The sequence below is a fragment of the Bradyrhizobium genosp. SA-3 genome, assembly GCF_004212635.1.
Lineage (GTDB): Bacteria > Pseudomonadota > Alphaproteobacteria > Rhizobiales > Xanthobacteraceae > Bradyrhizobium.
In genome coordinates this window covers 1-21926 of record NZ_PSRT01000102.1, presented here as the reverse complement: position 1 = coordinate 21926, position 21926 = coordinate 1, and the positions used below count along the sequence as shown (strand labels likewise).

22 protein-coding genes and 1 riboswitch are annotated in these 21926 nt (G+C 67.1%); of the genes, 8 read left to right on the top strand and 14 right to left on the bottom strand.

Annotated features, from left to right (window positions below):
• Positions 1 to 45: 45 nt before the first annotated feature.
• From cobA to cbiE, 5 genes are read right to left on the bottom strand one after another with little or no spacing between them, the layout of a single operon-like run.
• Positions 46 to 777, bottom strand: coding sequence for a uroporphyrinogen-III C-methyltransferase (gene cobA, locus CWO91_RS29610; protein WP_130218649.1), 732 nt, complete (start codon positions 775 to 777; stop codon positions 46 to 48).
• Positions 774 to 2084, bottom strand: a complete 1311-nt coding sequence (locus CWO91_RS29605) for a cobyrinate a,c-diamide synthase (protein ID WP_130218647.1) — start codon at positions 2082 to 2084, stop codon at positions 774 to 776. The genes cobA and CWO91_RS29605 overlap by 4 nt, the downstream gene beginning before the upstream one ends.
• Positions 2084 to 2866 carry a precorrin-4 C(11)-methyltransferase gene (gene cobM / locus CWO91_RS29600; protein ID WP_130218645.1) on the bottom strand — a complete coding sequence of 261 codons (783 nt, stop codon included), beginning with the start codon at positions 2864 to 2866 and terminating at the stop codon, positions 2084 to 2086. The genes CWO91_RS29605 and cobM overlap by 1 nt, the downstream gene beginning before the upstream one ends.
• Positions 2863 to 3231: a cobalamin biosynthesis protein gene (locus CWO91_RS29595; RefSeq protein WP_165405799.1), complete on the bottom strand. Its 369-nt coding sequence runs from the start codon at positions 3229 to 3231 to the stop codon at positions 2863 to 2865. The genes cobM and CWO91_RS29595 overlap by 4 nt, the downstream gene beginning before the upstream one ends.
• Entirely contained in the window at positions 3228 to 4409 is a 1182-nt protein-coding gene (cbiE, locus tag CWO91_RS29590) for a precorrin-6y C5,15-methyltransferase (decarboxylating) subunit CbiE (protein WP_130218641.1), read from the bottom strand. Before cbiE ends, CWO91_RS29595 begins: the two co-directional genes overlap by 4 nt.
• Between cbiE and CWO91_RS29585 the strand changes: the two genes are divergently transcribed.
• Positions 4408 to 5154, top strand: coding sequence for a cobalt-precorrin-6A reductase (locus tag CWO91_RS29585; protein ID WP_130218639.1), 747 nt, complete (start codon positions 4408 to 4410; stop codon positions 5152 to 5154). The two genes, cbiE and CWO91_RS29585, sit on opposite strands and share 2 nt — an antisense overlap.
• Here the strand turns inward: CWO91_RS29585 and cobJ are convergent.
• Genes cobJ through CWO91_RS29550 form a run of 7 tightly spaced genes read right to left on the bottom strand, consistent with a single transcriptional unit; the run spans position 5130 to position 13052 of the window.
• A complete protein-coding gene (gene cobJ, locus CWO91_RS29580) occupies positions 5130 to 5864 on the bottom strand; it encodes a precorrin-3B C(17)-methyltransferase (protein ID WP_130218637.1) in 735 nt (244 codons plus the stop codon). The two genes, CWO91_RS29585 and cobJ, sit on opposite strands and share 25 nt — an antisense overlap.
• The gene (locus tag CWO91_RS29575) at positions 5861 to 6592 is read right to left on the bottom strand and encodes a precorrin-2 C(20)-methyltransferase (RefSeq protein ID WP_130218635.1); all 732 of its coding nucleotides are present in this window, start codon (positions 6590 to 6592) and stop codon (positions 5861 to 5863) included. Before CWO91_RS29575 ends, cobJ begins: the two co-directional genes overlap by 4 nt.
• Before the next feature lie 2 nt (positions 6593 to 6594).
• Entirely contained in the window at positions 6595 to 7224 is a 630-nt protein-coding gene (locus CWO91_RS29570; protein ID WP_130218633.1) for a precorrin-8X methylmutase, read from the bottom strand.
• Positions 7224 to 8387, bottom strand: a complete 1164-nt coding sequence (cobG, locus tag CWO91_RS29565; protein ID WP_130218631.1) for a precorrin-3B synthase — start codon at positions 8385 to 8387, stop codon at positions 7224 to 7226. The genes CWO91_RS29570 and cobG overlap by 1 nt, the downstream gene beginning before the upstream one ends.
• The gene (gene cobN / locus CWO91_RS29560) at positions 8384 to 11632 is read right to left on the bottom strand and encodes a cobaltochelatase subunit CobN (protein WP_130218629.1); all 3249 of its coding nucleotides are present in this window, start codon (positions 11630 to 11632) and stop codon (positions 8384 to 8386) included. Before cobN ends, cobG begins: the two co-directional genes overlap by 4 nt.
• Positions 11632 to 12681 (bottom strand): cobalamin biosynthesis protein CobW, encoded by a 1050-nt coding sequence (gene cobW / locus CWO91_RS29555; protein WP_130218627.1) that lies wholly within the window; start codon positions 12679 to 12681, stop codon positions 11632 to 11634. The genes cobN and cobW overlap by 1 nt, the downstream gene beginning before the upstream one ends.
• Positions 12678 to 13052, bottom strand: a complete 375-nt coding sequence (locus CWO91_RS29550; protein WP_130218625.1) for a DUF1636 family protein — start codon at positions 13050 to 13052, stop codon at positions 12678 to 12680. The genes cobW and CWO91_RS29550 overlap by 4 nt, the downstream gene beginning before the upstream one ends.
• Positions 13053 to 13146: 94 nt before the next feature.
• Positions 13147 to 13366: riboswitch (cobalamin riboswitch) on the bottom strand.
• Between the two features lie 39 nt (positions 13367 to 13405).
• Between CWO91_RS29550 and cobO the strand changes: the two genes are divergently transcribed.
• Together cobO and CWO91_RS29540 are read left to right on the top strand one after the other, a co-directional pair.
• Positions 13406 to 14041 (top strand): cob(I)yrinic acid a,c-diamide adenosyltransferase, encoded by a 636-nt coding sequence (cobO, locus tag CWO91_RS29545; RefSeq protein WP_130218623.1) that lies wholly within the window; start codon positions 13406 to 13408, stop codon positions 14039 to 14041.
• Between the two features lie 12 nt (positions 14042 to 14053).
• Entirely contained in the window at positions 14054 to 15502 is a 1449-nt protein-coding gene (locus CWO91_RS29540; RefSeq protein WP_130218621.1) for a cobyric acid synthase, read from the top strand.
• Here CWO91_RS29540 and cobD read toward each other — a convergent pair.
• Together cobD and cbiB are read right to left on the bottom strand one after the other, a co-directional pair.
• The gene (gene cobD, locus CWO91_RS29535) at positions 15491 to 16456 is read right to left on the bottom strand and encodes a threonine-phosphate decarboxylase CobD (RefSeq protein WP_165405798.1); all 966 of its coding nucleotides are present in this window, start codon (positions 16454 to 16456) and stop codon (positions 15491 to 15493) included. The two genes, CWO91_RS29540 and cobD, sit on opposite strands and share 12 nt — an antisense overlap.
• Positions 16457 to 16467: 11 nt before the next feature.
• Positions 16468 to 17409 carry an adenosylcobinamide-phosphate synthase CbiB gene (gene cbiB, locus CWO91_RS29530; RefSeq protein WP_165405796.1) on the bottom strand — a complete coding sequence of 314 codons (942 nt, stop codon included), beginning with the start codon at positions 17407 to 17409 and terminating at the stop codon, positions 16468 to 16470.
• Between the two features lie 122 nt (positions 17410 to 17531).
• Here cbiB and cobU point away from each other — a divergent pair, with 122 nt between their 5' ends.
• The 5 genes from cobU to CWO91_RS29505 form a co-directional block, all read left to right on the top strand.
• On the top strand, positions 17532 to 18035 hold the full coding sequence (gene cobU, locus CWO91_RS29525) for a bifunctional adenosylcobinamide kinase/adenosylcobinamide-phosphate guanylyltransferase (RefSeq protein ID WP_130218617.1): 504 nt from the start codon (positions 17532 to 17534) through the stop codon (positions 18033 to 18035).
• Positions 18032 to 18814 (top strand): adenosylcobinamide-GDP ribazoletransferase, encoded by a 783-nt coding sequence (gene cobS / locus CWO91_RS29520; RefSeq protein WP_130218615.1) that lies wholly within the window; start codon positions 18032 to 18034, stop codon positions 18812 to 18814. The genes cobU and cobS overlap by 4 nt, the downstream gene beginning before the upstream one ends.
• A 3-nt stretch (positions 18815 to 18817) precedes the next feature.
• A complete protein-coding gene (gene bluB, locus CWO91_RS29515; protein WP_130218613.1) occupies positions 18818 to 19450 on the top strand; it encodes a 5,6-dimethylbenzimidazole synthase in 633 nt (210 codons plus the stop codon).
• Between the two features lie 154 nt (positions 19451 to 19604).
• Positions 19605 to 20636: an ABC transporter substrate-binding protein gene (locus CWO91_RS29510; RefSeq protein ID WP_130218611.1), complete on the top strand. Its 1032-nt coding sequence runs from the start codon at positions 19605 to 19607 to the stop codon at positions 20634 to 20636.
• A partial coding sequence (locus CWO91_RS29505) for a cache domain-containing protein (RefSeq protein ID WP_130218609.1) occupies positions 20633 to 21926 on the top strand: 1294 nt, incomplete at its 3' end. The genes CWO91_RS29510 and CWO91_RS29505, both read left to right, overlap by 4 nt.

Genomic DNA, 21926 nt, shown 5'->3' with positions numbered 1-21926 from the left:
CCTTTCGTGAGCCGGGCGTCAAGGGGCGACGGGCGACGGCGGCTATCATGACGGATCGTCCCCCGCCAGTGCCCCGAACAGGATGACGGCGGCCGTTGAGGCGGCTCCGCCGCGCGCAAGCTGCTCGGCGAGCTCGACAATGGTGGTGCGGACCAGCCGTTCGTCGGAACGGCCAAGAGATTCCGCAAACAGCGCCGGCGTGTCTGCGGCGAGGCCATGGTCGATCAATTTTGCGGCAAGCGCCGGAAAAGTGCGCCGACCCATATAAACCACGGTGGTTGCCTCCGGATCGGCCAGCGCGGCCCAATTCAGGTTTGGCGGCAGTTCGCCGGTGACGTCGGCCCCGGTCACGAACTGCACCCGCCGCGAGGTGTGGCGCCGGGTCAGGGGGATGCCGGCTTGCGCGGCAGCAACGCAGGCGGATGTGACACCGGGAATGATCTCGTAGCCGATGCCGGCCTCGCGCAGCGTCTCCAGCTCCTCCTCGAGCCGGCCGAAAATGCCGGCATCGCCCGACTTCAGCCGCACCACGCGCGCGCCGGTTGCGGCATAGTCGACCAAGAGGCGGTTGACGTGGTGCTGCTTGGTCGAGGGCCGCCCTGCCCGTTTTCCCACCGCGACGAGATTGGCGCCGGGACGAGCGAGATCGAGGATCGCGCCGGAGGCAAGATCATCATAGAGCACGACGTCGGCCTCACGCAGCCGCGCGGCGCCCTTCACCGTGAGAAGCTCGGGATCGCCGGGGCCGGCGGAGACGAAAGAAACAAAACCGCTCACCGGTCCTCCGCGATCAGATGGAAGAACGTGCCGGTGGCTTGGCCCCGCCGCGAGCCGGTCTCGGCAACGACCGTGCCCGTTGCATCGTGAACCACGGCCAGCGGCGTATCGGGCTGGGCGATGATCGTCGAATAATGGAACTCGTGGCCGCGCAGGCGTGCGCCGACCTGATGCCCCGGCATCGGTGCGGCCAGTACGGCGAGACGATAGCCCAGATGCATGCGGCGCTTGGCAAAGCTGGTCTCCAGGCCGAGCAACCCCGCCATCTCATGGCGCACGCCGTCGGCGTCGGTCAAAGCGATTCCCAACACCATATAGCCTCCGCATTCGCCGTGCACCGGGCGCGTTTCGGCAAAGGTGCGCAGGCCGCTGCGAAAGCGTGCATTAGCCGCGATCTTGCCGGCATGAAGCTCGGGATAGCCGCCGGGCAGCCAGCAGACATCGGCGCCGGCATCAGGCGCTTCATCGGCCAGCGGCGAGAATGTCGAGATCTCGGCGCCGGCCGCGCGCCAGGCTTCCAGCATATGCGGATAGACGAAAGAGAACGCCGCATCGCGGGCCAGCGCGATGCGTTGCCCGGGCGGTCTCACGTTCAGGCCATTGGCGGCAGACTGCGGCGACCAGCTGGCTGCCGCTCGCAGCACCGCCTCGAGATCGACATGCTCGGCGACGAAACGCGCGGCCTCGTCGATCAGCTTGCCGATCTCGACCTGCTCCTCGGCCTGCACTAGGCCGAGATGGCGCTTCGGCAGGCTGATCTCGGCATGGCGCGGCAGCGCGCCGAATACGGGAATGCCGGCATCGTTGAGCGCGCGCCGCACGAGATTTTCGTGGCGCGGGCTGGCGACGCGATTGAGCACGACGCCTGCGAGGCGCACGCCAGCGCGATAATCACGAAGACCTGCGGCGATCGCCGCCGCGGTCTGCGCTTGGCCCGAGGGATCGATCACCAGCAGCACCGGCCAGCCCAGCATCTCCGCAATGTCGGCGGTGGCGCCGGTGCCGGAGACGCCGCGTGCGGCAACACCGTCGAACAGGCCCATCGAACCCTCGGCGAGCACGACATCGGCATCCGCGCCGCGGCTGACGAGATGCGCGATGGCTCCGCGATCCATCGCCCAGCTGTCGACATTGACGGAGGCCCGTCCCGTGGCCGCGGCGTGGAAGGCGGGATCGATATAGTCGGGCCCGCTCTTGAAGCACTGCACGTTCAATCCGCGATTGCGCCAGGCGCGGGCGAGCGCCAGCGTCAGCGTGGTCTTGCCGACGCCTGAGGCAGGTGCGGAGATGACGAGGCCCGCCGCCATTACGACGCCTCCGGAAAGCGTGGCTCGGCGCCGACCGGCCGATAGCGGCGATCATAATCGGCGGCATAGAGGCGGCTCTCGTCAAAATCCGCGGCGCCAAGCGTCCGGCCGACCAGGATCAGCGCGGTGCGCTCCATTTCGCCGCCCACAGCCGCATCGAGCGTTGCGAGCGTGGCGCGCACGATGCGCTGGTCCGGCCAGCTCGCGCGCCAGACGATGGCGACCGGACAGTCCGCGCCGTAATGCGGCGTGAGCTCGGCGATGACCTTGTCGAGCAGATGGATCGACAGATGGATCGCGAGCACCGCGCCGGTCGCGGCGAACGCCGCAAGCTTCTCGCCCTCAGGCATCGCGCTGGCCCGGCCCGGGGTGCGCGTCAGCACCACCGTCTGAGCGAGACCAGGCAGCGTCAACTCGGTCTCCAGTGCCGCTGCAGCAGCCGAGAAGGACGGAACGCCCGGCGTCACCGAATAGGGAATACCGAGCGCACGCAGGCGGCGGAGCTGCTCGCCCATCGCCGACCAGATCGAGAGATCGCCGGAGTGCAGCCGCGCGACATCCTCGCCCTCCGCATGCGCTGCGGCGATCTCCGCGATGATCTCGTCCAGCGACAGCGGCGCGGTGTTGACGATCCGCGCGCCGGGCGGGCAATGCGCCAGCACGCCCGCAGGGACAAGGGAGCCGGCATAGAGGCAGACCGGACAGGCCGCGATCAGATCGCGCCCACGCAACGTCAGCAAATCGGGCGCGCCCGGCCCCGCGCCGATGAAATGCACCGTCATACGCCGTCTCCTTCCGCGATCGCCGCGGTTGCGGTGCGATCCTGCGAGACAACCCGTGTCGCAATCAGCCGCGCGCGAGGGCCGGCCGCTGCGAGCGCCGCGGCTTCGGCAACTGATCCGGTGCCGAACTTTTCCGTGATGAGTTTTGACTGCGTCGGCGTGTCGATGCCGGACAACGTTTCGACGGGAACGGCCCTGATCGGCACACCGCATTCGCGCGCGAGCTGCTTCAACGGCTCCGCTTCTGCCTTGTCGGTAACAGTCGCCACCGCCGCAAGGCCTGCGGGACCACCGGCCGCCAGAAGCGCTTCACGCAGCGAAGCCAGCGTGACGTCCTTGTTGAATCCGAGCCCGGCAACCTTCATCGGACCACACTCCACTGCACCACCGGACGTGCCGCCTCCCAGGACCGGTAGCGGCCAAGCGGGCCGGCATGCGCGATCTCGACCCGCATCAGCTCGCCGCCGTGGCGCTGGTGCAGCTCGCCGAGCAGCGCCTCCGTCTCCAGCGTCACGGCATGCGCGACCAGCCGCGCCCCCGGCGCGAGTTGCGACCAGATGGCGTCGAACATCGCGCTATCGAGGCCCCCGCCGATGAAGACGGCGTCCGGCGCTTCGAGCTTAGCAAGATCCCCAGGTGCAACTCCTGTGACGACCGTGATCCGATGCGCCAATCCAAACGTGGCGGCGTTGCTACGAATGTTTGCTGCGCGATCTTCGCGTGCCTCGATCGCGGTCGCGGTCCCGCCACACAGCGCCCACTCGACGGAGATCGAGCCTGACCCGGCGCCGATGTCCCATAACCGTTCGCTTGGGCGCGGCGCCAACGCCGAGATCGCGAGCGCGCGCACCGGCCGCTTGGTGATCTGGCCGTCATGAACAAAGAGATCGTCCGATAATCCCGAGCTGCGGGGAATGCCTTGGCCTTCGCCCGCTTGCACCGCCACCGCAACCAGATTTCCAGTAATATCCTCAGCAAAGAGATCGGCGCGATGCTGATCGATGTATTCGCGTGGACCGCCAAGCGCCTCGAGAGTCCACAAGAGCGAGGCGCCCCACCCGCGCTCCGTCAGCCATTTCGCGAGTGCGTCCACCGCCGCTGCGTCGCGCACCAGGCAAATGATTCGTGCACCTCGCGCCAAATGCGGCACAAGACGCTCGAACGGCGCGGCGTGGAGCCCGAGACAGGTGGTTGCTTCAAGACGCCAGCCCAGCCGCGCTGCGACGAGTGAGAAGGTTGACGGCGCCGGATGCGCGATCCACTCGTCTCCACCGAGCTTCTCGGCAAGGCTTGCGCCGGCGCCATGCCAGAATGGATCACCGGAGGCGAGCACCGCGGTCGGACGGCCGCGGCGGCTCAGCACGATCTCCACGTCGAACGGCACGGGCCAGAGGCGACCGCGGCTGCCTACGCCGGCAAGCGCGAGATGGCGCTCGCCGCCGAAAACAGTTTCGGCCTCATCGAGCGCCTTTCGGCTTGCCTCCGACAGGCCGGCAAGGCCATCTTCGCCGATACCGATGATGGTCAGCCAGGGATCAGCCATGACACGCGCCCTCATTCTGGGCGGAACAGCCGATGCGAGCCTGCTCGCGGCGGAGATCGCGCGCGCTGGGCTCAACGCCGTCTATTCCTATGGCGGCCGCACCCGTGCTCCCGCCGATCAACCGCTGCCGACACGCATCGGTGGATTCGGCGGCGTGAGCGGGCTTGCCGAATACATTCGTCGTGAGTCCATTACCCATGTGATCGACGCGACGCATCCCTTTGCCGCCGAGATGAGCCGCAATGTGGTCGCGGCGTGCGCGGAGACCGGCACACCGTTGATTGCGCTGGAGCGCCCGCCCTGGAGCAAAGCGCCTGGCGACGACTGGATCGAGGTCGTTAACGTCAACGCCGCCGTCGCCGCGCTGCCCGAGGCACCGACAAAAGTGTTCCTCGCCATCGGCCGCCAGCACATCGCGCCATTCGCGATGAAGCCGCAGCACACTTATACGCTGCGCTTCGTCGACCCGCCCGAAGCGCCCCTGCCTTTCGCGACCGATGTGATCGTGTCGCGCGGTCCTTTCACCCTCGACGGCGAATTGAAGATGATGCGCACCCGCGGCATCACGTGGATCGTCGCCCGCAATTCCGGCGGCGACGGTGCGCGCGCCAAAATCGATGCGGCCCGCGTGCTGGGCCTGCCCGTGGTCATGATCTCGCGGCCAGAACTGCCCGAACGTCAGCGGGCCGAGAGCGTGGCTGAGATCATGCAGTGGCTCGGTCATTCTACCCGCCTCGGGGCATAGACCCAGCGGCCGACGCGCCGCGTCTGCGAATTGCCGACGATCACCAGCGTGCGCATGTCGGCCATCTCGGGCGCCGCTTCGTTCAGCGTGACGGTCTCGATCTTTTCATCGGGCGTACTGATCGCGCGCGCGAAGATCACGAGCCGCTCGCCGCAGCCGGCAGCTCGCAGCACCTCAAGCGCGCGGCCAAATCCTTCCGGACGGCTGACTGAGCGCGGATTGTACATCGCGATGGCAAAATCGGCTTCCGTGGCAAGCCGCAGGCGCTTCTCGATCACCGTCCAGGGCTTCAGATTGTCGGAGAGATTGATCGCGCAAAAATCATGGCCGAGCGGCGCGCCGGCGCGCGCAGCCGCCGCCAGCATCGCGGTGATGCCGGGCAGCACGCGGATCGGCAGGTCCCGCCATTGCGGTGCCTGTTCGAGCGCCTCGAACACGGCCGAGGCCATCGCGAACACGCCGGGATCACCGGAGGAGACGACGACAACCTGGCCGCCTTCGGCGGCAAGCCTCAGGGCTTCGCTCGCGCGCTGCAGCTCTTCGCGATTGTCCGACGGGCGCAGGGTAAGCCCCGGTCGCGGCGGCACGCGGGCGACATAGGGCGCATAGCCGAGAATGTCTGTTGCCGCCGCGAGCGCGGCGGAGACCTCCGGCGTCACCAGCGCGTCGCTGCCAGGGCCAAGGCCCGCGATGGTTAGCGTGCCCGTCATTCGGCGGCGTCCAGGTGCCGGCCCTTGCCGTGCACCAGCACGATCGCGAAGTAAGGACAATCGGTGACGTCGATCTCGGCGAGCCGCGCGATACGCTCCCCCGGCATGGTGCCACGCTCGACCAGCCAGGCATCGTCCAGCCGGCCGGCGGACGCGAGCGCGCGGCGCACTTTTGCGAGATTGCGCCCGGTCTTCATGATGACGAGCGCATCGGAATCGCGCATGCGCCGCTCGAGCTCGTCTTCGGGAAGCGTCCCCATCAACACCGTCGTGACGTCGTCGCCGAGCGCGATCGGCTGTCCGACGCCATTCCAGCAGCCGACCATGCCGGGAATCCCCGCGATCACCTCGATCTCGACGCGTCCTTGCAGGCGCGTGTGCAGATGCATGAAGGAGCCGTAAAAGTAGGGATCGCCCTCGCAGAGCACGACGACATCGACCGCGCGCGAAAGCCGCGCCAGGCGTTCAGCCCATTCATCGTAGAAGCCGGCGAGCAGCTGGACGTATTCAGGGCTGTCGAAAGCGATCTCGGTCGTGACCGGATATTCCATGGGATATTCGGTGACGTCCGCAGCCAGCATGCCCTCGACAATGCGGCGCGCCTGGCCGGGGCGTCCCTTCTTGCGGAAATAGGCGACATGCTGCGCCCCGCGCACCATGCGGTCGGCGCGCACGCTCATCAAATCAGGATCGCCGGGGCCGAGACCGCAGCAGATGATGCGCCCCATGGCTATTCGCTCCGGCTCGCCAGCGCATTCACGGCGGCGACCGTGATCGCGGAGCCGCCGAGGCGGCCTTCGACCGTCAGCGCAGGTGCCGGCGCATCGGCCATCAGCGCGGCCTTGGATTCGGCCGCGCCCACGAAACCGACGGGACAGCCGATGATCGCCGCGGGCCGCGGGCAGTCGCGGTCCTCCAGCATATTGAGCAGATGAAACAGCGCAGTCGGCGCGTTGCCGATCGCGACGATCGCGCCATCGAGATGCGGCCGCCACAGCTCCAGCGCGGCGGCCGAGCGGGTGTTGCGCATGGATTGCGCGAGTGCGGGAACGGCGGCATCGCCCAGCGTGCAAATCACCGCGTTGGCCGCCGGCAATCTCGCGCGCGTAATGCCTTCGGAGACCATGCGCGCGTCGCACAGGATCGGCGCCCCCTTCTGCAATGCGGCACGCGCAGCGGCCGCCATGCTGGGCGTGAAGCGGATATGCGCCTCCAGGCCGACCATGCCGGCGGCATGGATCATCCGCACCACGACCTGCTCCTCGTCCGGCGTGAAGCGCGCAAGATCCGCCTCGGCGCGGATGGTCGCAAAGGACTGGCGGTAGATCGCCGCGCCGTCGGTCTCGTAAGTGTAGGGCATCAGTGCCCTCCGACCAGAATGGAGGGATCGCTGACGATGTCATCGCGGTTCAGGCCGCGCAGAGCGGGCTCATCGCGGGTCGATCCACCGCGGACGAGATCGAATCCGGCGCGGGTCGCAACCAGCGTGACAGCGGCGGCGCCGGAATGCGCACAGCCCTTGGCGCAACCGGAGACGTGAAGCCGCATGTCGGGTGCAATGCGCGGCGCGAGCGCGGCGGCGAGCGCGCGGGTGTCGGCATGCGCCTCTCGGCAGCGCGGAGCGCCGCTGCAGGCGATGACGCGCAGCGCGGGATCGTAGGGTTCGGTGATGAGACCCGCCCCGCTCGGCATCGCACGCTTACCCTCGCTCAGAACCATCCGCCATGGCGTCATGCGCAGGGCATGTCCGCCACCGGCGAATTGATGCAGCGTCGTATGCAGCATCTGTCCGAACGCGACCCCGACCATGGCGCCCTGCGGATAATGCCCGGGCCGCAGCGCGGCCATCACCGGAGCCGGTTCGGTCTCGCCGCGCAAGGTCCCGGGCAATGCCGCGCCGGAAGCGATGTGGGCCGCCATGCGCCCTCGCCCGGCATTGATGCCGCCGGAGGTGATGAACCAGTTTGCGAGCGCCAGCGCCGTGCTCACGGCGCCTCCGCGCCCGACGGAGCGGCCGAGCCTCGCACCATCGGCCCGGACCAGGAGCCGGCCGCTGCGATCGCGCTCGATCCGCACGTCGGCGGAATCGCCGGCCAGCACACGCGAGGTCCCGTCATCGATCGCGAAGCCGAATTTTGTGGGCAATTTGAGCGCGCTGTCGGCAAGCGCCTCTTCGAGCTCGGCGGCGAGCGCCTGCGTGTCGTCGCCCTCGTTCCAAAACGGCGTCACCAGGATGTTGCGCCGGGATTCGATGTCGGCGTCGGGGTCGAGCAGCGCCAGTCGCGCAAGACCATCGAGCAGCGGACCGTGGCTTTCGTCGCTGACACCTCTGATCTGGAGATTGGCGCGGCTCGTCACGTCGATGAGACCATTGCCGAAGCGTTCGGCCAGCCCAGCAAGGCCGGAAATCTGTGCCGCTTCAAGGCGTCCACCGAACGGACGCACCCGGACCACGAGCCCGTCGCCCGATCGCATCGGCCGCAGCGCGCCGGGACACCAGCCCTTGACCGCGGAAGCGCTCATGACGCCTCCTTCAGCGCAGCGGCGATCGAATTGCGGCGCGTTCGCCACAGCGAGGCGTCATGTAACCGCGTGAAGCACGTCTCCATTGCGGCGAGCGCCGCCGGATTTTCGCGCGCCATGAAGGCGCGGACGTCGTCATTGCCGAGCGTCGCATCATAATAGAGATCGAACAGATGCGGCGGCACGGCATCGGCGAGATGGGCGAAGGCAGCCATGTGCTCGAGCGTCGCGGCGATCTCGGCCGCGCCGCGAAAGCCGTGGCGCATCATGCCGGCGATCCAGGCCGAGTTGGCCGCGCGCGCCCGGACGACGCGCGAGATCTCTTCCGTCAGCGTGCGCGCATGCGGCTGGTCGGGACGGGTCGCGTCGAGATGATAGAGCGATGGTCCTTCCGCGCCGAGATGTGCCGCAGCTGCGGCGATGCCGGCTTCATGCGCGGCATAGTCGGCGGCGAGCAGAAGATCGGTCTCCGGCAGATCCTGGACGTGAACGAAAGCATCCGCCGACGCGAGCCGCGCCTCGATGCCGGCGCGATCGGGCTTGATCGCACCATCCGCCGAGAACGCCCAGGACGATGCCGACAGCCAGGCTTCGCCGGCGGCATCACGCGTCTCGGGCGTGAACGCATCAGGGATCGCCGACAAGCCAACGCCGTATTGTCCGGGTCGCGGCGCAAATACGCGTGACGCGCGGTCGCGATAGGGATTCTCCTCGCCCTCCTCGTCGCGGCTTGCGAGTGCCTCGGTTGCTGCCTCGAACAATTGCGCCAGACCCGAAAAGACATCGCGGAACAGGCCGGACACGCGCAGCGTCACGTCGATGCGCGGACGGCCGAGCTCGGCCGGCGCGATGATGTCGTAACCGGTGACGCGGCCGGAGGCGTGGTCCCAGCGCGGCGCGAGGCCGGCCAGATGCAGCGCCATCGCGAACTCCTCGCCCGCGGTGCGCATCGTCGCCGAGCCCCAGAGATCGACCACGAGGCCCTTCGGCCAGTCGCCATGATCCTGCAAGTGACGGCGCAGCAGCTCTTCGGCAAGCTTGATGCCTTGCGCATGCGCCGACGGCGTCGGCACCGCGCGCGGATCGACTGCGAAAAGATTGCGCCCGGTGGGCAGCACGTCCTGGCGCCCGCGATAGGGCGAGCCCGACGGCCCCGGAGCGACGCGCTTGCCTGCAAGCGCCGCCTGCAGCGCCTCCCGCTCCGCTTCGCCGCAGGCGCCGCGGCCGAACACGTGCAGGCCGTCACCGAACTGGCTTTCCTTGAGGTCGCAGACGAAGCGATCGATCCGCGGAATGGCTTCGGCTGGTGCGGCCGATGCATCGAGGCCCAGATCGTCTTCGAGGCCCGCCGCGCGCGCCTCATCGCGGATCGCGGCAATCAGACGCTGGCGGCGCGCGGGATCAAGACCATCGGCAGTCGAATATTCGTCGAGCAGATGTTCGAGCCGGCGCAGACCTTCCGGCACCGCGGATGCCGCAAGCGGTGGCGGCAGATGGCCGATCGTGACGGCAGAAATGCGCCGCTTGGCCTGCGCGGCCTCGCCGGGATCATTGACGATGAAGGGATAGATGACGGGCAGATCGCCGATCAGGGCTTCCGGCCAGCAGTTCGATGACAGCGCCACGGATTTGCCGGGCAGCCATTCCAGCGTGCCGTGCGCGCCCATGTGCACGACGGCATTGATGCCCTGCTCCCTGAGCCAGAGATAGAACGCGACATAGGCATGGCGCGGCGTGCGGGCGAGATCGTGATAGTCGGCATCGCGCGTCATTGCATCGCCACGCTCGGGCTGAACCGCGATGATCGACCGGCCGCAATGAATCGCGGCGAAGTGAAACGCGCCGTCGCGACAGCTCGGATCATCTTCCGGCGCGCCCCAGGCTTGCGCGAGATCATCCTGCAAGACTTGCGGCAGGCGCGAGAGCGCGGCACGATACTCAGCGACGCTCCACGTCAGTTGCTGTCTCAGCAGCGTCTCGCCGAGCGCATGGACCGGCGCAACATCGAAGCCGGCCTCCGCAAGATCAGACACCAAAGCCTCGACCGATTCCAGCGCATCGAGACCGACCGCATGCGCGATCTGGTGCGGACGTCCAGGATAGTTCGAGAGCACGATCGCCAGTCGCTTCCTGGCGGCCGGCGTCTCCGCGAGCCGCCGCCAGGCGGCAACGCGTGCCGCGACGACCTTCACCCGTTCCTCATCCGCGCGATGGGCGAGATGAGAGAATTGCAGATCGGGATCGCGCATCCCAGCGGATTTGAAGCTCACCACGCCCGCGAACAGGCGGCCGTCGACCTCGGGCAGCACCACATGCATCGCGAGATCGCCGGGCGACAGGCCGCGCAGCGAGGTAGCCCAATCCTCGCGCCGCGCCGTCGAGAGCGCAACCTGGAACACCGGACAGGATGCGGCATCGAACGGCGTCGCACCGTCGTCGCCCATTGCCGAGAACGCCGTCGCATTGACGATCGCGGCCGGAGGATCTTGCGCGAGATGCGCGCGCAGCCAATCGGCGACGCCCGCGGCTTTCAGCGAGGTGACGAAGACACCACAGGCGTCAAAGCCCTCCTCACGCAGCGCGGCGATCAAGGCATCGACCGGGCCGGTGTCCGCAGCGGTGAGATAGGAGCGATAGAACGTCACCAGCGCGCGGGGCTTCCCCTCGTCGCCCACCGGCGCAGCAATGACGCCACGCGCGGGATCGTAGAATCCCATCTCGGGCACGGTCATCTCGCCGACGACTGGCCCGGCATAGAGACCCGAGGCCAGCGCGAGCTGCGCGATCGCAGCTTGCGCCGCGACCGGGCCGCCTGTGTCGCAGAGCACCTTGAGCCGGCGCAGCGTCGAGACCGGCAATGTCGAATACGCGTCCAGCCGCGTATCGTCACGGCCATCGGCCGGCAGCACGGCCAGCGCGATGTTGCGGTCCTTCGCCAGCTGCTGAAGAGCAGCCAACCCATACGGCCAATAGGACTCACCGCCAATCAACCGCACCAGGATGCCGCGCGCCTGCGACAGCGTGCGCTCGATATAGGTGTCGACCGAGAGCGGATGACGCAGCTCCGCAAGATTGGCGAGCCGTAGCGACGGCAAGCTGTTACGGCCGCGCCGCCAGCCGGCCGCGAACGCCGCAAGGTCGGAATCCGAATACGAGAGCACCACGAGATCGGCCGGGTCCTGGCCGATGTCTCTTGGCGTCGCGGTCTCCTCGAGACCGCGGCTCTCGCGGAAAACGACGTGCATCAGATGCCAGATCCTGAAAGACCAAGTCCTGACCTGATCGCGGTCTCGTCGATATCACCGTGCTCGCCAATCAAGACGAGCTTCGACTGCCGTACGCCGGCAGCCCAGGGCTTGTCGAACTGGTGCCGCACACGCTCTCCGACCGCTTGCAGCAACAGGCGCATCGGCTTGCCCGCGACCGCGATATAGCCTTTCGCACGCAGCACGTTCTGCTCGCGCGCCAGGCGCTGGATGGAGGCGACCAGCGCATCGACATTAGACACTTCCGGAAGATCGATCACGACCGAGGCAAAATCGTCGTGCTCGTGCTCGTCCTCGCCGTCGTGATGCGAGGGCCGCGCGGCAAGATCGTTCTCGGCGGCAGCGCCGAGGCCGAGGATGACGCGCGCATCGATCGCGCCATCAGTCACAGGGAGCATCGGCACGCGGCGCGGCATCTCGGCTATGATCGCGGCCTTGGCCGCTTCAATGCCTGCGCTGCCCGCAAGATCGGCCTTGGTCAGCAGCACGATGTCGGCGCAGGCGATCTGGTCCTCGAACACTTCCGACAACGGCGTCTCGTGATCGAGATTGTCGTCCGCCGCACGCTGCGCTTCGACCGCAGCCGGATCTGGCGCAAAGCGGCCGGCAGCGACGGCTTCGGCATCGGCCAGCGCGATCACACCGTCGACCGTGATGCGCGAACGGATCTCCGGCCAGTCGAACGCTTTCAGCAGCGGTTTTGGCAGCGCCAGGCCCGAGGTCTCGATCAGGATATGATCGGGCTTCACGGGGCGCGCCAGCAACTGCTCCATGGTCGGAATGAAATCGTCGGCGACGGTGCAGCAGATGCAGCCATTGGCGAGCTCGACGATGTTCTCCTCGGGGCAATTGGCGTCGGCGCAAGACTTCAGGATCTCGCCATCGACGCCCTCGCTGCCGAACTCGTTGACGAGCACGGCGAGCTTCTTGCCGCCGGCATTGGCGAGCAGATGCTGGATCAGCGTCGTCTTGCCGGAGCCGAGAAAACCCGTGACCACCGTGACCGGGACTTTTGCGAGCGAATTCATTCGGCGGCCTCCGGCACGACGGCAATGGGGGGAATGCGCGCAAGCGACTGCTTGCGGAAGATTTCGGGACGGCTGCGCCAGGGCACGAGGCCATCAGGCGCGGCCGCATAGGCCGCGGCGCCCGCGACCACATCGCGCGCATTCGCATCCGAAAGGCGGCCATAGACATAGGACCAGCGGCCGGGCGCACTCAGCGCGACCGAGCAGCCCTGGCTGCAGGCCGACAGGCATTCGACGGGAACCACGCTGACGCCATCGGGCACGCCGGCGTCCAGGATCGCACCGTGCAACCGCTTGCCTGGCGTCGTCTCGCCCTCGCCAAGCGTCTCGCCGGCACGGCAGGTAATGCAGACGTGAAGTGTGACCGTCATCGCCTCTTCCAGAATAAACAGCGGGAGGCGAAGAGGCGCACGAACCACTTTTCAGGGGCCCGTTTCCCCGTCGCGGAACACCCCGTCCGCCGGTCCAAAATCCTCCGCGCTGGCAGGTCTCCCGGCTTGCGGAGCAGGGTCTTACCCTTCGATCCCCGCCTTCCCGATCCCGTTAGGGGTCAGTGGCTTCGGGCATCTCTCCGGTCACGGTCGCGGGGGCGGCTGCATTTTGGACCCAAATCTTGCCGATTCGGACCCTATCGCATTCCCTCTTCGTCTGTCATAGGACAGGAACCAACGCGGGCCCACCATTTGCCGCTGGCCGCCACTTGTCAAGCCGAAGGACTGGTACGATGACGCCTGAACCGGAGACCCAAACGAGCGAGGAAACCGACGCCCGCCACGCTGCGAAAATGGCGAAGAAGAAAGCCGCCCGCGACAAGATCATGGCGACCAAGAGCGGCGAAAAAGGCCTCATCATCGTCCACACCGGCGCCGGCAAGGGCAAGTCGTCCTCCGCCTTCGGCATGATCGTCCGCTGCGTCGCCCATGGCTTCCCCTGCGCGGTCGTGCAGTTCATCAAGGGCGCCTGGGATACCGGCGAGCGGCGCCTGCTCACCGGCCATTTCGGCGATCTCTGCCAGTTCCACGCGATGGGCGAAGGCTTCACCTGGGAGACGCAGGACCGCGCCCGCGACGTCGCCGCCGCGCGCGCCGGCTGGGAGAAGGCCAAGGAATTGATCCTCGATCCCAATCTGCGCATGGTCGTGCTCGACGAGATCAACATCGCGCTGCGCTACGACTATCTCGATATCGCAGAGGTGGTCGAATTCCTGACGACGCAAAAGCCTGAGATGACGCATGTCGTCCTCACCGGGCGTAACGCCAAGGACGAGCTGATCGAGATCGCCGATCTCGTCACCGAGATGACGCTGGTCAAGCATCCCTTCCGCTCCGGCATCAAGGCGCAGGCCGGCGTCGAATTCTGAGACGATCTCGCTATGGCGCGCGCGCTGATGATCCAGGGGGCCGGCTCGGACGTGGGCAAGTCGCTCATCGTCGCCGGCCTTGCGCGCGTCTTCACGCGCCGCGGCCTGCGCGTGCTGCCCTTCAAGCCGCAGAACATGTCGAACAACGCGGCCGTCACCGTCGATGGCGGCGAGATCGGCCGCGCCCAGGCGCTGCAGGCGCTCGCCGCCGGCATCGAGCCGCACACCGACATGAACCCGGTGCTGTTGAAGCCGGAGACCGATGTCGGCGCGCAAGTCATCGTGCACGGCAAGCGCATCGCGTCCGCGCGTGCGCGCGACTATGCCGCAATGAAGCCCTCGTTGATGGGCGCCGTGCTGGAAAGCTTTGAGCGGCTGAAGGCACGCGCCGATCTCGTGCTGGTCGAAGGCGCAGGCAGTCCGGCCGAGGTGAACCTGCGCAAGGCCGACATCGCCAATATGGGCTTTGCGCGCAAGGCCGACGTGCCCGTCGTGCTCGTCGGCGACATCGACCGCGGCGGCGTCATTGCCCAGCTCGTCGGCATCAAGACGGTGATTGATCCCGATGATGCCGCGATGATCCAGGGTTTCGTCATCAACAAGTTCCGCGGCGATCTCACGCTGTTCGACGACGGCTACAGGCTGATCGAAGCGAAGACTGCGTGGCGCGGCCTCGGCGTGATGCCATGGTTCGCACGCGCCGGCGAACTGCCGGCCGAGGATGCGCTGAGCCTCAGTGATGCGCGAAAGCCCGGCCAATGCAAGATCGCCTGTCTCGCGTTATCGCGGATCGCCAATTTCGACGATCTCGATCCGCTCAAGCTCGAACCGGGCGTCGATCTCGTCATGGTGCGTCCGGGCGAAGCGATCCCCGGCGATGTCAGGCTCGTCATCATCCCCGGCTCAAAATCCACCCGCGGCGACCTCGCCTTCCTGCGCGCACAGGGCTGGGATATCGATCTGCTCGCACATCACCGCCGAGGCGGCCACGTGCTCGGCCTCTGCGGCGGCTATCAGATGCTCGGGCATAGAGTCGCTGATCCCGATGGCATCGAGGGACCTGCGGGCGACACGCCGGGTCTCGGGCTGCTGGACGTGACAACGGTGATGAGCCCGGAGAAGACGCTGACGCGTGTCGCGGCCGTGCACGCCGCCACGGACCAATCGATCGAGGCTTACGAGATCCACATCGGCCGCACCGATGGGCCCGACCGCGCGCGGCCATTTGCGAAACTGGACGGCGAGCCGGAAGGCGCGATCTCGCGCGATGGCCGCGTGCAAGGCAGCTATTTGCACGGCCTGTTCACGTCGGATGATTTCCGCAAGGCGTTTTTGGCAAACCTCGACATTCCCGCGGGCGACGAGCCCTATCGCGCCAGGATCGAGAGCGCGCTCGATGCCCTCGCCGATCACATCGAAAAACACCTCGACGTCGAGGGATTGCTTGCGCTAGCGCGCTAGCACCTCGATAAGGCGCGTCCATTCGGCTTCGCTGCCCGGCAGGCCGAGGCGCAGCCATGCCGGCTCTCTCGCGAAGACGCGCGACCAGATTTGGCGACGCGCGAGTTTCTCCTGCGCGGCACGCGCGCCAGGCGTTCCATAAAGACGAAACAAGGGCGTGCCGCCGACAAGCGTCCAGCCCTGCGACTGCGCCATGGCATCGAGGCGAGCACAGTCGCGTGCGAGCCGCGCTGACGTCGCCTCGGCCCAGGCATCATCGCGCAAGGCGCGGCAGCCAATCGCGATCGCTACGCCAGAGATCGGCCATGGCCCCGACATCGATGCAAGCTTGCCGATATCGGCCGCATTGCCGAGCGCGAACCCAAGCCGCAGCCCGGCAAGGCCATAAAACTTTCCGAACGAGCGCAGCACCAACAGTCCCGGCCGACGCGCGTCCGCAGCAAGCGACAGCTGCGGGACGGCATCGGCAAAGCTCTCGTCGATCACGAGGCGGCCGACCCGCGGCAGCAATGCCAGCAAGTCCTTCGGCGTATGGCGGCGGCCATCGGGATTGTTGGGATTGACGATGATCGCGAGGTCCGCGCCGGCCAGCGCGTCGAGCTCCCCGACCTCCTCGACATCCCAGCCCGCAGCCGACAGGACCCCGGCATATTCATTGTAGGTCGGCGCGAAGATGCTCGCACGGCCGGCTGGCGCCAGTTGCGGCAGCAATTGAATGGCGGCCTGTGCACCGCCCATTGCGACGATCGACGCGTTGGTGCGATAGGCATGCTGAGCCGCCTGATGCAGCGCATCGATCTCGGCGCGCGAGGGCAACGCGCTCCAGGCGCGCGGGCTCACCTCGCCCACCGGATACGGCAGCCGGTTGATCCCTGTCGAGAGGTCGATCCAATCCTCAGCGCGTCCGCCAAAACGCTGCTGGGCCTGATCGAGATTTCCACCGTGCTCGCGCATGCCCCGTTCTTTCACGCGAAGGCCAGGATCGCAAGCACCCCTGCGAGAAGCAGCATGGACCTGCGATAGACCGCCAATCCGTGATTGACGTCCGCAGCGAGCGGATCGCGCGCGCCTTCGTTGAGCCAGGGCTCGTTCGTGATGCGGCCGTGATAGATGCGGGGACCGCTGAGCCGCACACCGAGTGCCCCCGCCATGGCCGCTTCCGGCCAGCCGGCGTTGGGCGAGCGATGGCGGCGCGCATCGCGCCTCATGCACGACAGCGCCTCCGATCGCCGCGGCGCCAGCAGCACGAAGAGGAAGCCGGTCAGGCGCGCCGGAATGAAATTGGCGACATCGTCGATGCGCGCCGCGGCCCAGCCGAAGGCTTCGTGCCGTTCGCTGCGATGGCCGATCATGGAGTCCAGCGTGTTGATGGCCTTGTAGCCGAGGATGCCGGGCAGGCCGAACAGCGCGCCCCAGAACACTGGCGCCACGATACCGTCGGAGGCGTTTTCGGCGAGGCTCTCGATCGCTGCGCGCGCGATGCCGGGCTCATCGAGCGCCGCGGGATCACGGCCGACGATACGCGAGACCGCGTCACGTGCAGCGGTGATGTCGCCGGTCTGCAAGGGATTTGCCACCGCCGCCACATGATCGTGCAGCGAGCGCAGCGCGATCAGCGGCCAAGCCAGGATGCCGACCAGCACGATCTGGATCCAGCCCGAGGGAAGCAAGGATTGAATCACCCAGCCGACCGCAACTGAGAGCGCGATCACGAGAAGTGCGCCGGCAATGCCCGCGCCGCGGCGAAATGCCGGCGGGTCAGACACGCGATTCCAGGCCATGTCGATGGCCGCAATCAGGCGGCCGAGCCAGGTCACGGGATGGCCGATCCGCGCGAACAGCCATGACGGCCAGCCCAAGAGGGCATCCACCGCCATCGCCACCACCATCGCCCCCGCAAAGCCCACATTCGTCTCCTGTCCCGCCCCTGTTGCGCAAAGCGAAGGTAGAGCGCAAGCCCCTACAGGCCTGATTTCGGCTTTGTCTTTGGCCGTGTTTGGTGATTAGTCAGGGCTGATAGGAGACCTTCATGGCCGTCATCTTGATCACGGGCGGAGCGCGATCGGGCAAGAGCACGCGTGCGGAAGCGCGCACGAAGGCCTTTCCCGGGCAGCCCGTCTATATCGCGACGGCCGAGGCGCTCGACGCCGAAATGGAGGCGCGCATTGCCAGGCATCGTGCGCGGCGCGGAACCGATTGGATCGAGCGCGAGGTGCCGCTTGATCTCGTGCAGGTGCTGGTCGCAACCGATGGCGGCGGCGCAAGGCTCGTGGATTGCCTGACGCTGTGGCTCTCCAATCTGATGCATGCGGAACGGGACTGGGAGAGCAAGGTAAGGGAGCTTGCCGGCGCCCTGCTCCATCTCAAGAGCCCGGTCGTGCTCGTCACCAACGAGGTCGGTCTCGGCATCGTGCCCGACAACGCGCTGGCGCGCAGCTTTCGCGACGCCGCCGGCATCATGAATCAGATCATTGCTGGTGTCGCGGACGAGGTCGAGTTCGTCGTCGCCGGCCTGCCGATGAAGCTGAAATGATGCCGCGCGCCGAAGTTTTGAAAGACGTCATCGCCGATCTCAGGATGGCGGCATCCTTCGTCACAATCCTGCCGGTGGCATCGTCGAAGCCCGCCGGTGACGGTGCCATTGCGCGTGCGACCTGGGCCCTGCCCGTCGCGGGACTGCTGGTCGGCCTTGCTGGCGCGTTGGTCTATAAGGTCGCCAGCCGGTTCGGACTGACACCAAACCTTGCCGCCCTGCTCGCGCTGGCCGCGACCGCCCTCATCACCGGCGCGCTGCACGAGGACGGACTTGCCGATACCGCCGATGGGCTCGGCGGCGGCCGGACGCGCGAGCGCAAGCTCGAGATCATGCGCGACAGCCGGATCGGCACCTACGGCGTCTGCGCGCTGATCCTGTCGTTCGGTCTGCGCTGGAGCGCGCTCGCCGCGATCGCTAGTCCCTGGGCCGTCACGCTCGCGCTGTGCGCGGCGCACATCGCTGCCCGCGCCGGCGTGCCAGCCTTCATGTCGCTGGTCCCTCCAGCGCGGCCGGATGGGCTTTCAGCCAGCGCGGGGCCGCCGCCGGGCCGCAGTGTCGCCATCGCCTTCGCGCTTGGGACGCTCGCTCTCGCCCTCGCGCTCGGGCCCGCCAAGGCGCTGGTCGGCCTGATCCTGCTGTCGCTCGCCGGTCTGCTCTTGGCACGCCTTGCCATCCGCCAGATCGGCGGACAGACAGGTGACATCCTCGGCGCATTCGAGCAGACAGGTGAGATCCTGATCCTGCTGGTCGCTGCAGCCTTCCAGATGGGACGCTGATCCATGGTCGAGTTCGACGACGCCTTTCGTCAGCAGTTGCGCGAGCTGTTCGTGTGGCGCCGCGACGTGCGCCGCTTCCGCAGCGATCCGCTGCCGGAGGGTGCCATCACGCGACTGATCGACACCGCCTGCCTGTCGCCGTCGGTTGGGCTCAGCCAGCCCTGGCGTTTCGTTGTCGTCGATGATGCCGCGCGCCGCCGCACTGTGATCGACGACTTCAAATCGTGCAACGCCGAGGCGCTGAACGCCTTTGCCGGTGAACGCGCGGCGCACTATGCCACGCTAAAGCTGTCGGGCCTCGAACAGGCGCCTGGCCATCTCGCGGTGTTCGCGGACAAGGCCAGCGATATCGGCCACGGCCTCGGCCGCGCCACCATGCCGGAGACGACGGAATATTCCGTCGTCGCCGCCATCACCGCGATGTGGCTCTCAGCGCGTGCCGAGGGCATCGGTATCGGCTGGGTTTCAATCCTGACCCCCGCGCGCATTCATGCCGCTCTCGACGTGCCGGACGCCTGGAAATTCATCGCCTATCTCTGCATCGGTTATCCGGAAGTCGAATGCGACAGGCCGGAGCTTGAGCAGGCAAACTGGGAGCACCGACGCGGCGCGGACGAGTTTACGCTGCGCCGTTAGTCAAGGCCTATGCCAAGTAGCGACATCTGAACTTCCGTGCTGGGCCGCCGAGGCTGCGAATGAACGTTCATATGCGCTCCTTTCGTCAATTGTGGGCACCCGGCTTTCGCGCTAAGCATCCGGATTGGGACAGGGCCATCATGCAAAGAATTCCATGACTGAACGGCCTTCCGCTTTCGCGGTCGACCGCCGCGGCTTCATTCGCCTTGCCGGCGCGACCGCCGCGGGATGGCTCGCGCTCGGCGCGACGTCGGATCGCATGCGAATCGTCGCTTCGCTGACCGCATTGCCGCTCGACGACGAACTGACCAAGCGGATCATGATCGACAGCGCGACCTCCCGCCTGGGCGGCCTCATCGTCGGCTTGAGACAGCGAGGCTGGGTCGAAGGCGTCAACTTCCGCCTCGAGGTCCGTTCGACCTTCGGCGCACCGGACAGACTGGAGACGGCGGTTCAGGAGCTGCTCGACCTCAAGCCGGACGTGATCTTGACCGGCTCGACAATCGAAACCGCGGCCGTCTTTGCAGCCACCAAGACCATCCCGATCGTTTTCGCCACCGCCAACGATCCCGTCGGCAATGGCTTCGTCGAAAGCCTTGCGCATCCCGGCGGCAACGTCACCGGCTTTACCAACAGCACCGCCGAGATGGGCGGCAAATGGCTTCAGCTGATCCGCGAGGCCGTGCCTGATGTCGCGCGCGTCGGCATCATGTTCAACCCGGCGACCACCCCGCGCGGCGGGCGTTTCTTCCTCGAATCGATCGAGCAGGAAGCCGCGGCGTCCGGCGTGGCCGCGATCCCCGCGCCCGTCAACGCACCGGCGGAGATCGATGACGCCATCAGGCGTTTTTCCGACCCGCCCAAGGCGGCGATGGTTGCGCTCGTTGACAGCTTTCTCGTGGTGAACCGGAAAGTGGTCGTCACGGCGGCGGCGAACCATCGCGTGCCCACGATCTATCCGTTCCATTATTTCATGGATGTGGGCGGGCTGATGAGCTACGGGCCGACGCTCGAAGTACGCTCGGCCGATTATGTCGATCTCATCCTGCGCGGCACCAAGGCCGGCGATCTGCCGGTGCAATCGCCGCGGAAATACGAGCTGCTGATCAACCGCACGGTCGCCCGCACACTGGGACTGACGATACCATTCACGCTGCTCGCCCGCGCCGACGAGATCCGCGAGTGAACGAGGCGGTCGACCAGGGACATTTGCGGACGCCCCCCGGCCGGCTGTTCAGAAAATATCTCTACTCGATCGTCGCCCTCGCCTTTGCCGCGCTTGCCATCAACACCGGCTTCGACGTCTGGTTCTCCTATCGCGAGCAGAAGCAGCTGCTGGCGGCAACTCAGCGCGAGCAGGCGGCGTCCGCAGCCATTCAGATCGGCCAGTTCATCGGCCAGATCGAGAGCCAGATCAGATGGCTCTCGCGCCTGCCCCCGGAGCTGTCGACCAACGAGGACGAACGGCTGAACGCCATCCGTCTCCTGCGTCTCTCGCCCGCGATCGCGGAAATCGCCGAGCTCGACGCGCAAGGCCGCGAACAGGTGCGCGTATCACGCCGCGTCGCCGACAGGATCGGCAGCAAGGACGACCTTTCCGCTTCGCCCGCCTTCCGCGGCGCCATTGAAAGCCGGGCCTATTACGGACCCGTCTACTTCTTCGGCGACACCGAGCCGTTCATGACGCTCGCGACGCGCGGCACCGGCCGCGCTCCCGACGTGATCGTTGCCGAGGTCAATCTGCGCTTCATCTGGGATCTCGTCGCCGGGATCAGGGTCGGCAACACCGGCAAAGCCTATGTGATCGATCGCATGGGGGTGTTGATCGCTCATCCCGACCTGTGGCGGGCGCTGCAGCGCAGTGATCTCTCCGGCCATGCCGATGTCCGTGCTGCGCTCGACGGTGTCGGGCCGCCCTCGGGCGGCCTTGTCAAGGAGGATCTGTCCGGCCAACGCGTGCTGTCGACCTATGCGACGGTGCCCTCGCTCGGCTGGCTGGTATTCGTCGAGCTGCCGCTCACCGAAGCCTACGCGCCGATCTATGCTTCGATCGGCCGCTCGACGTTTCTCCTGGTCATCCTGCTGGCCTTCGCAGTCCTGGTGTCGCTCTGGCTCAGCCGGCGCATGAGCGTGCCGATCCAGATCCTGACGCAGGGCGCGCGGCGGATCGGCAGCGGCGATCTCGGCCAGCGGCTCGCGATCAAGACCGGTGACGAGCTGGAAGCGCTCGGCGACCAGTTCAACCGCATGGCCACACACTTGCGCGAATCCTACGCGACGCTCGAGCGCAAGGTGATCGAGCGCACCTCCGAGCTCGAGAAGGCACGCGACCACGCGCTTGCCGAGCACGATGCCGCCGAACGCGCGCGCAGCGCAGCGGTGGCGGCCAACGAGACCAAGTCGCGCTTCCTTGCCGTCGTCAGCCACGAGCTGCGCACGCCCCTGAACGGCGTCATGGGCGTGCTGCAATTGCTGG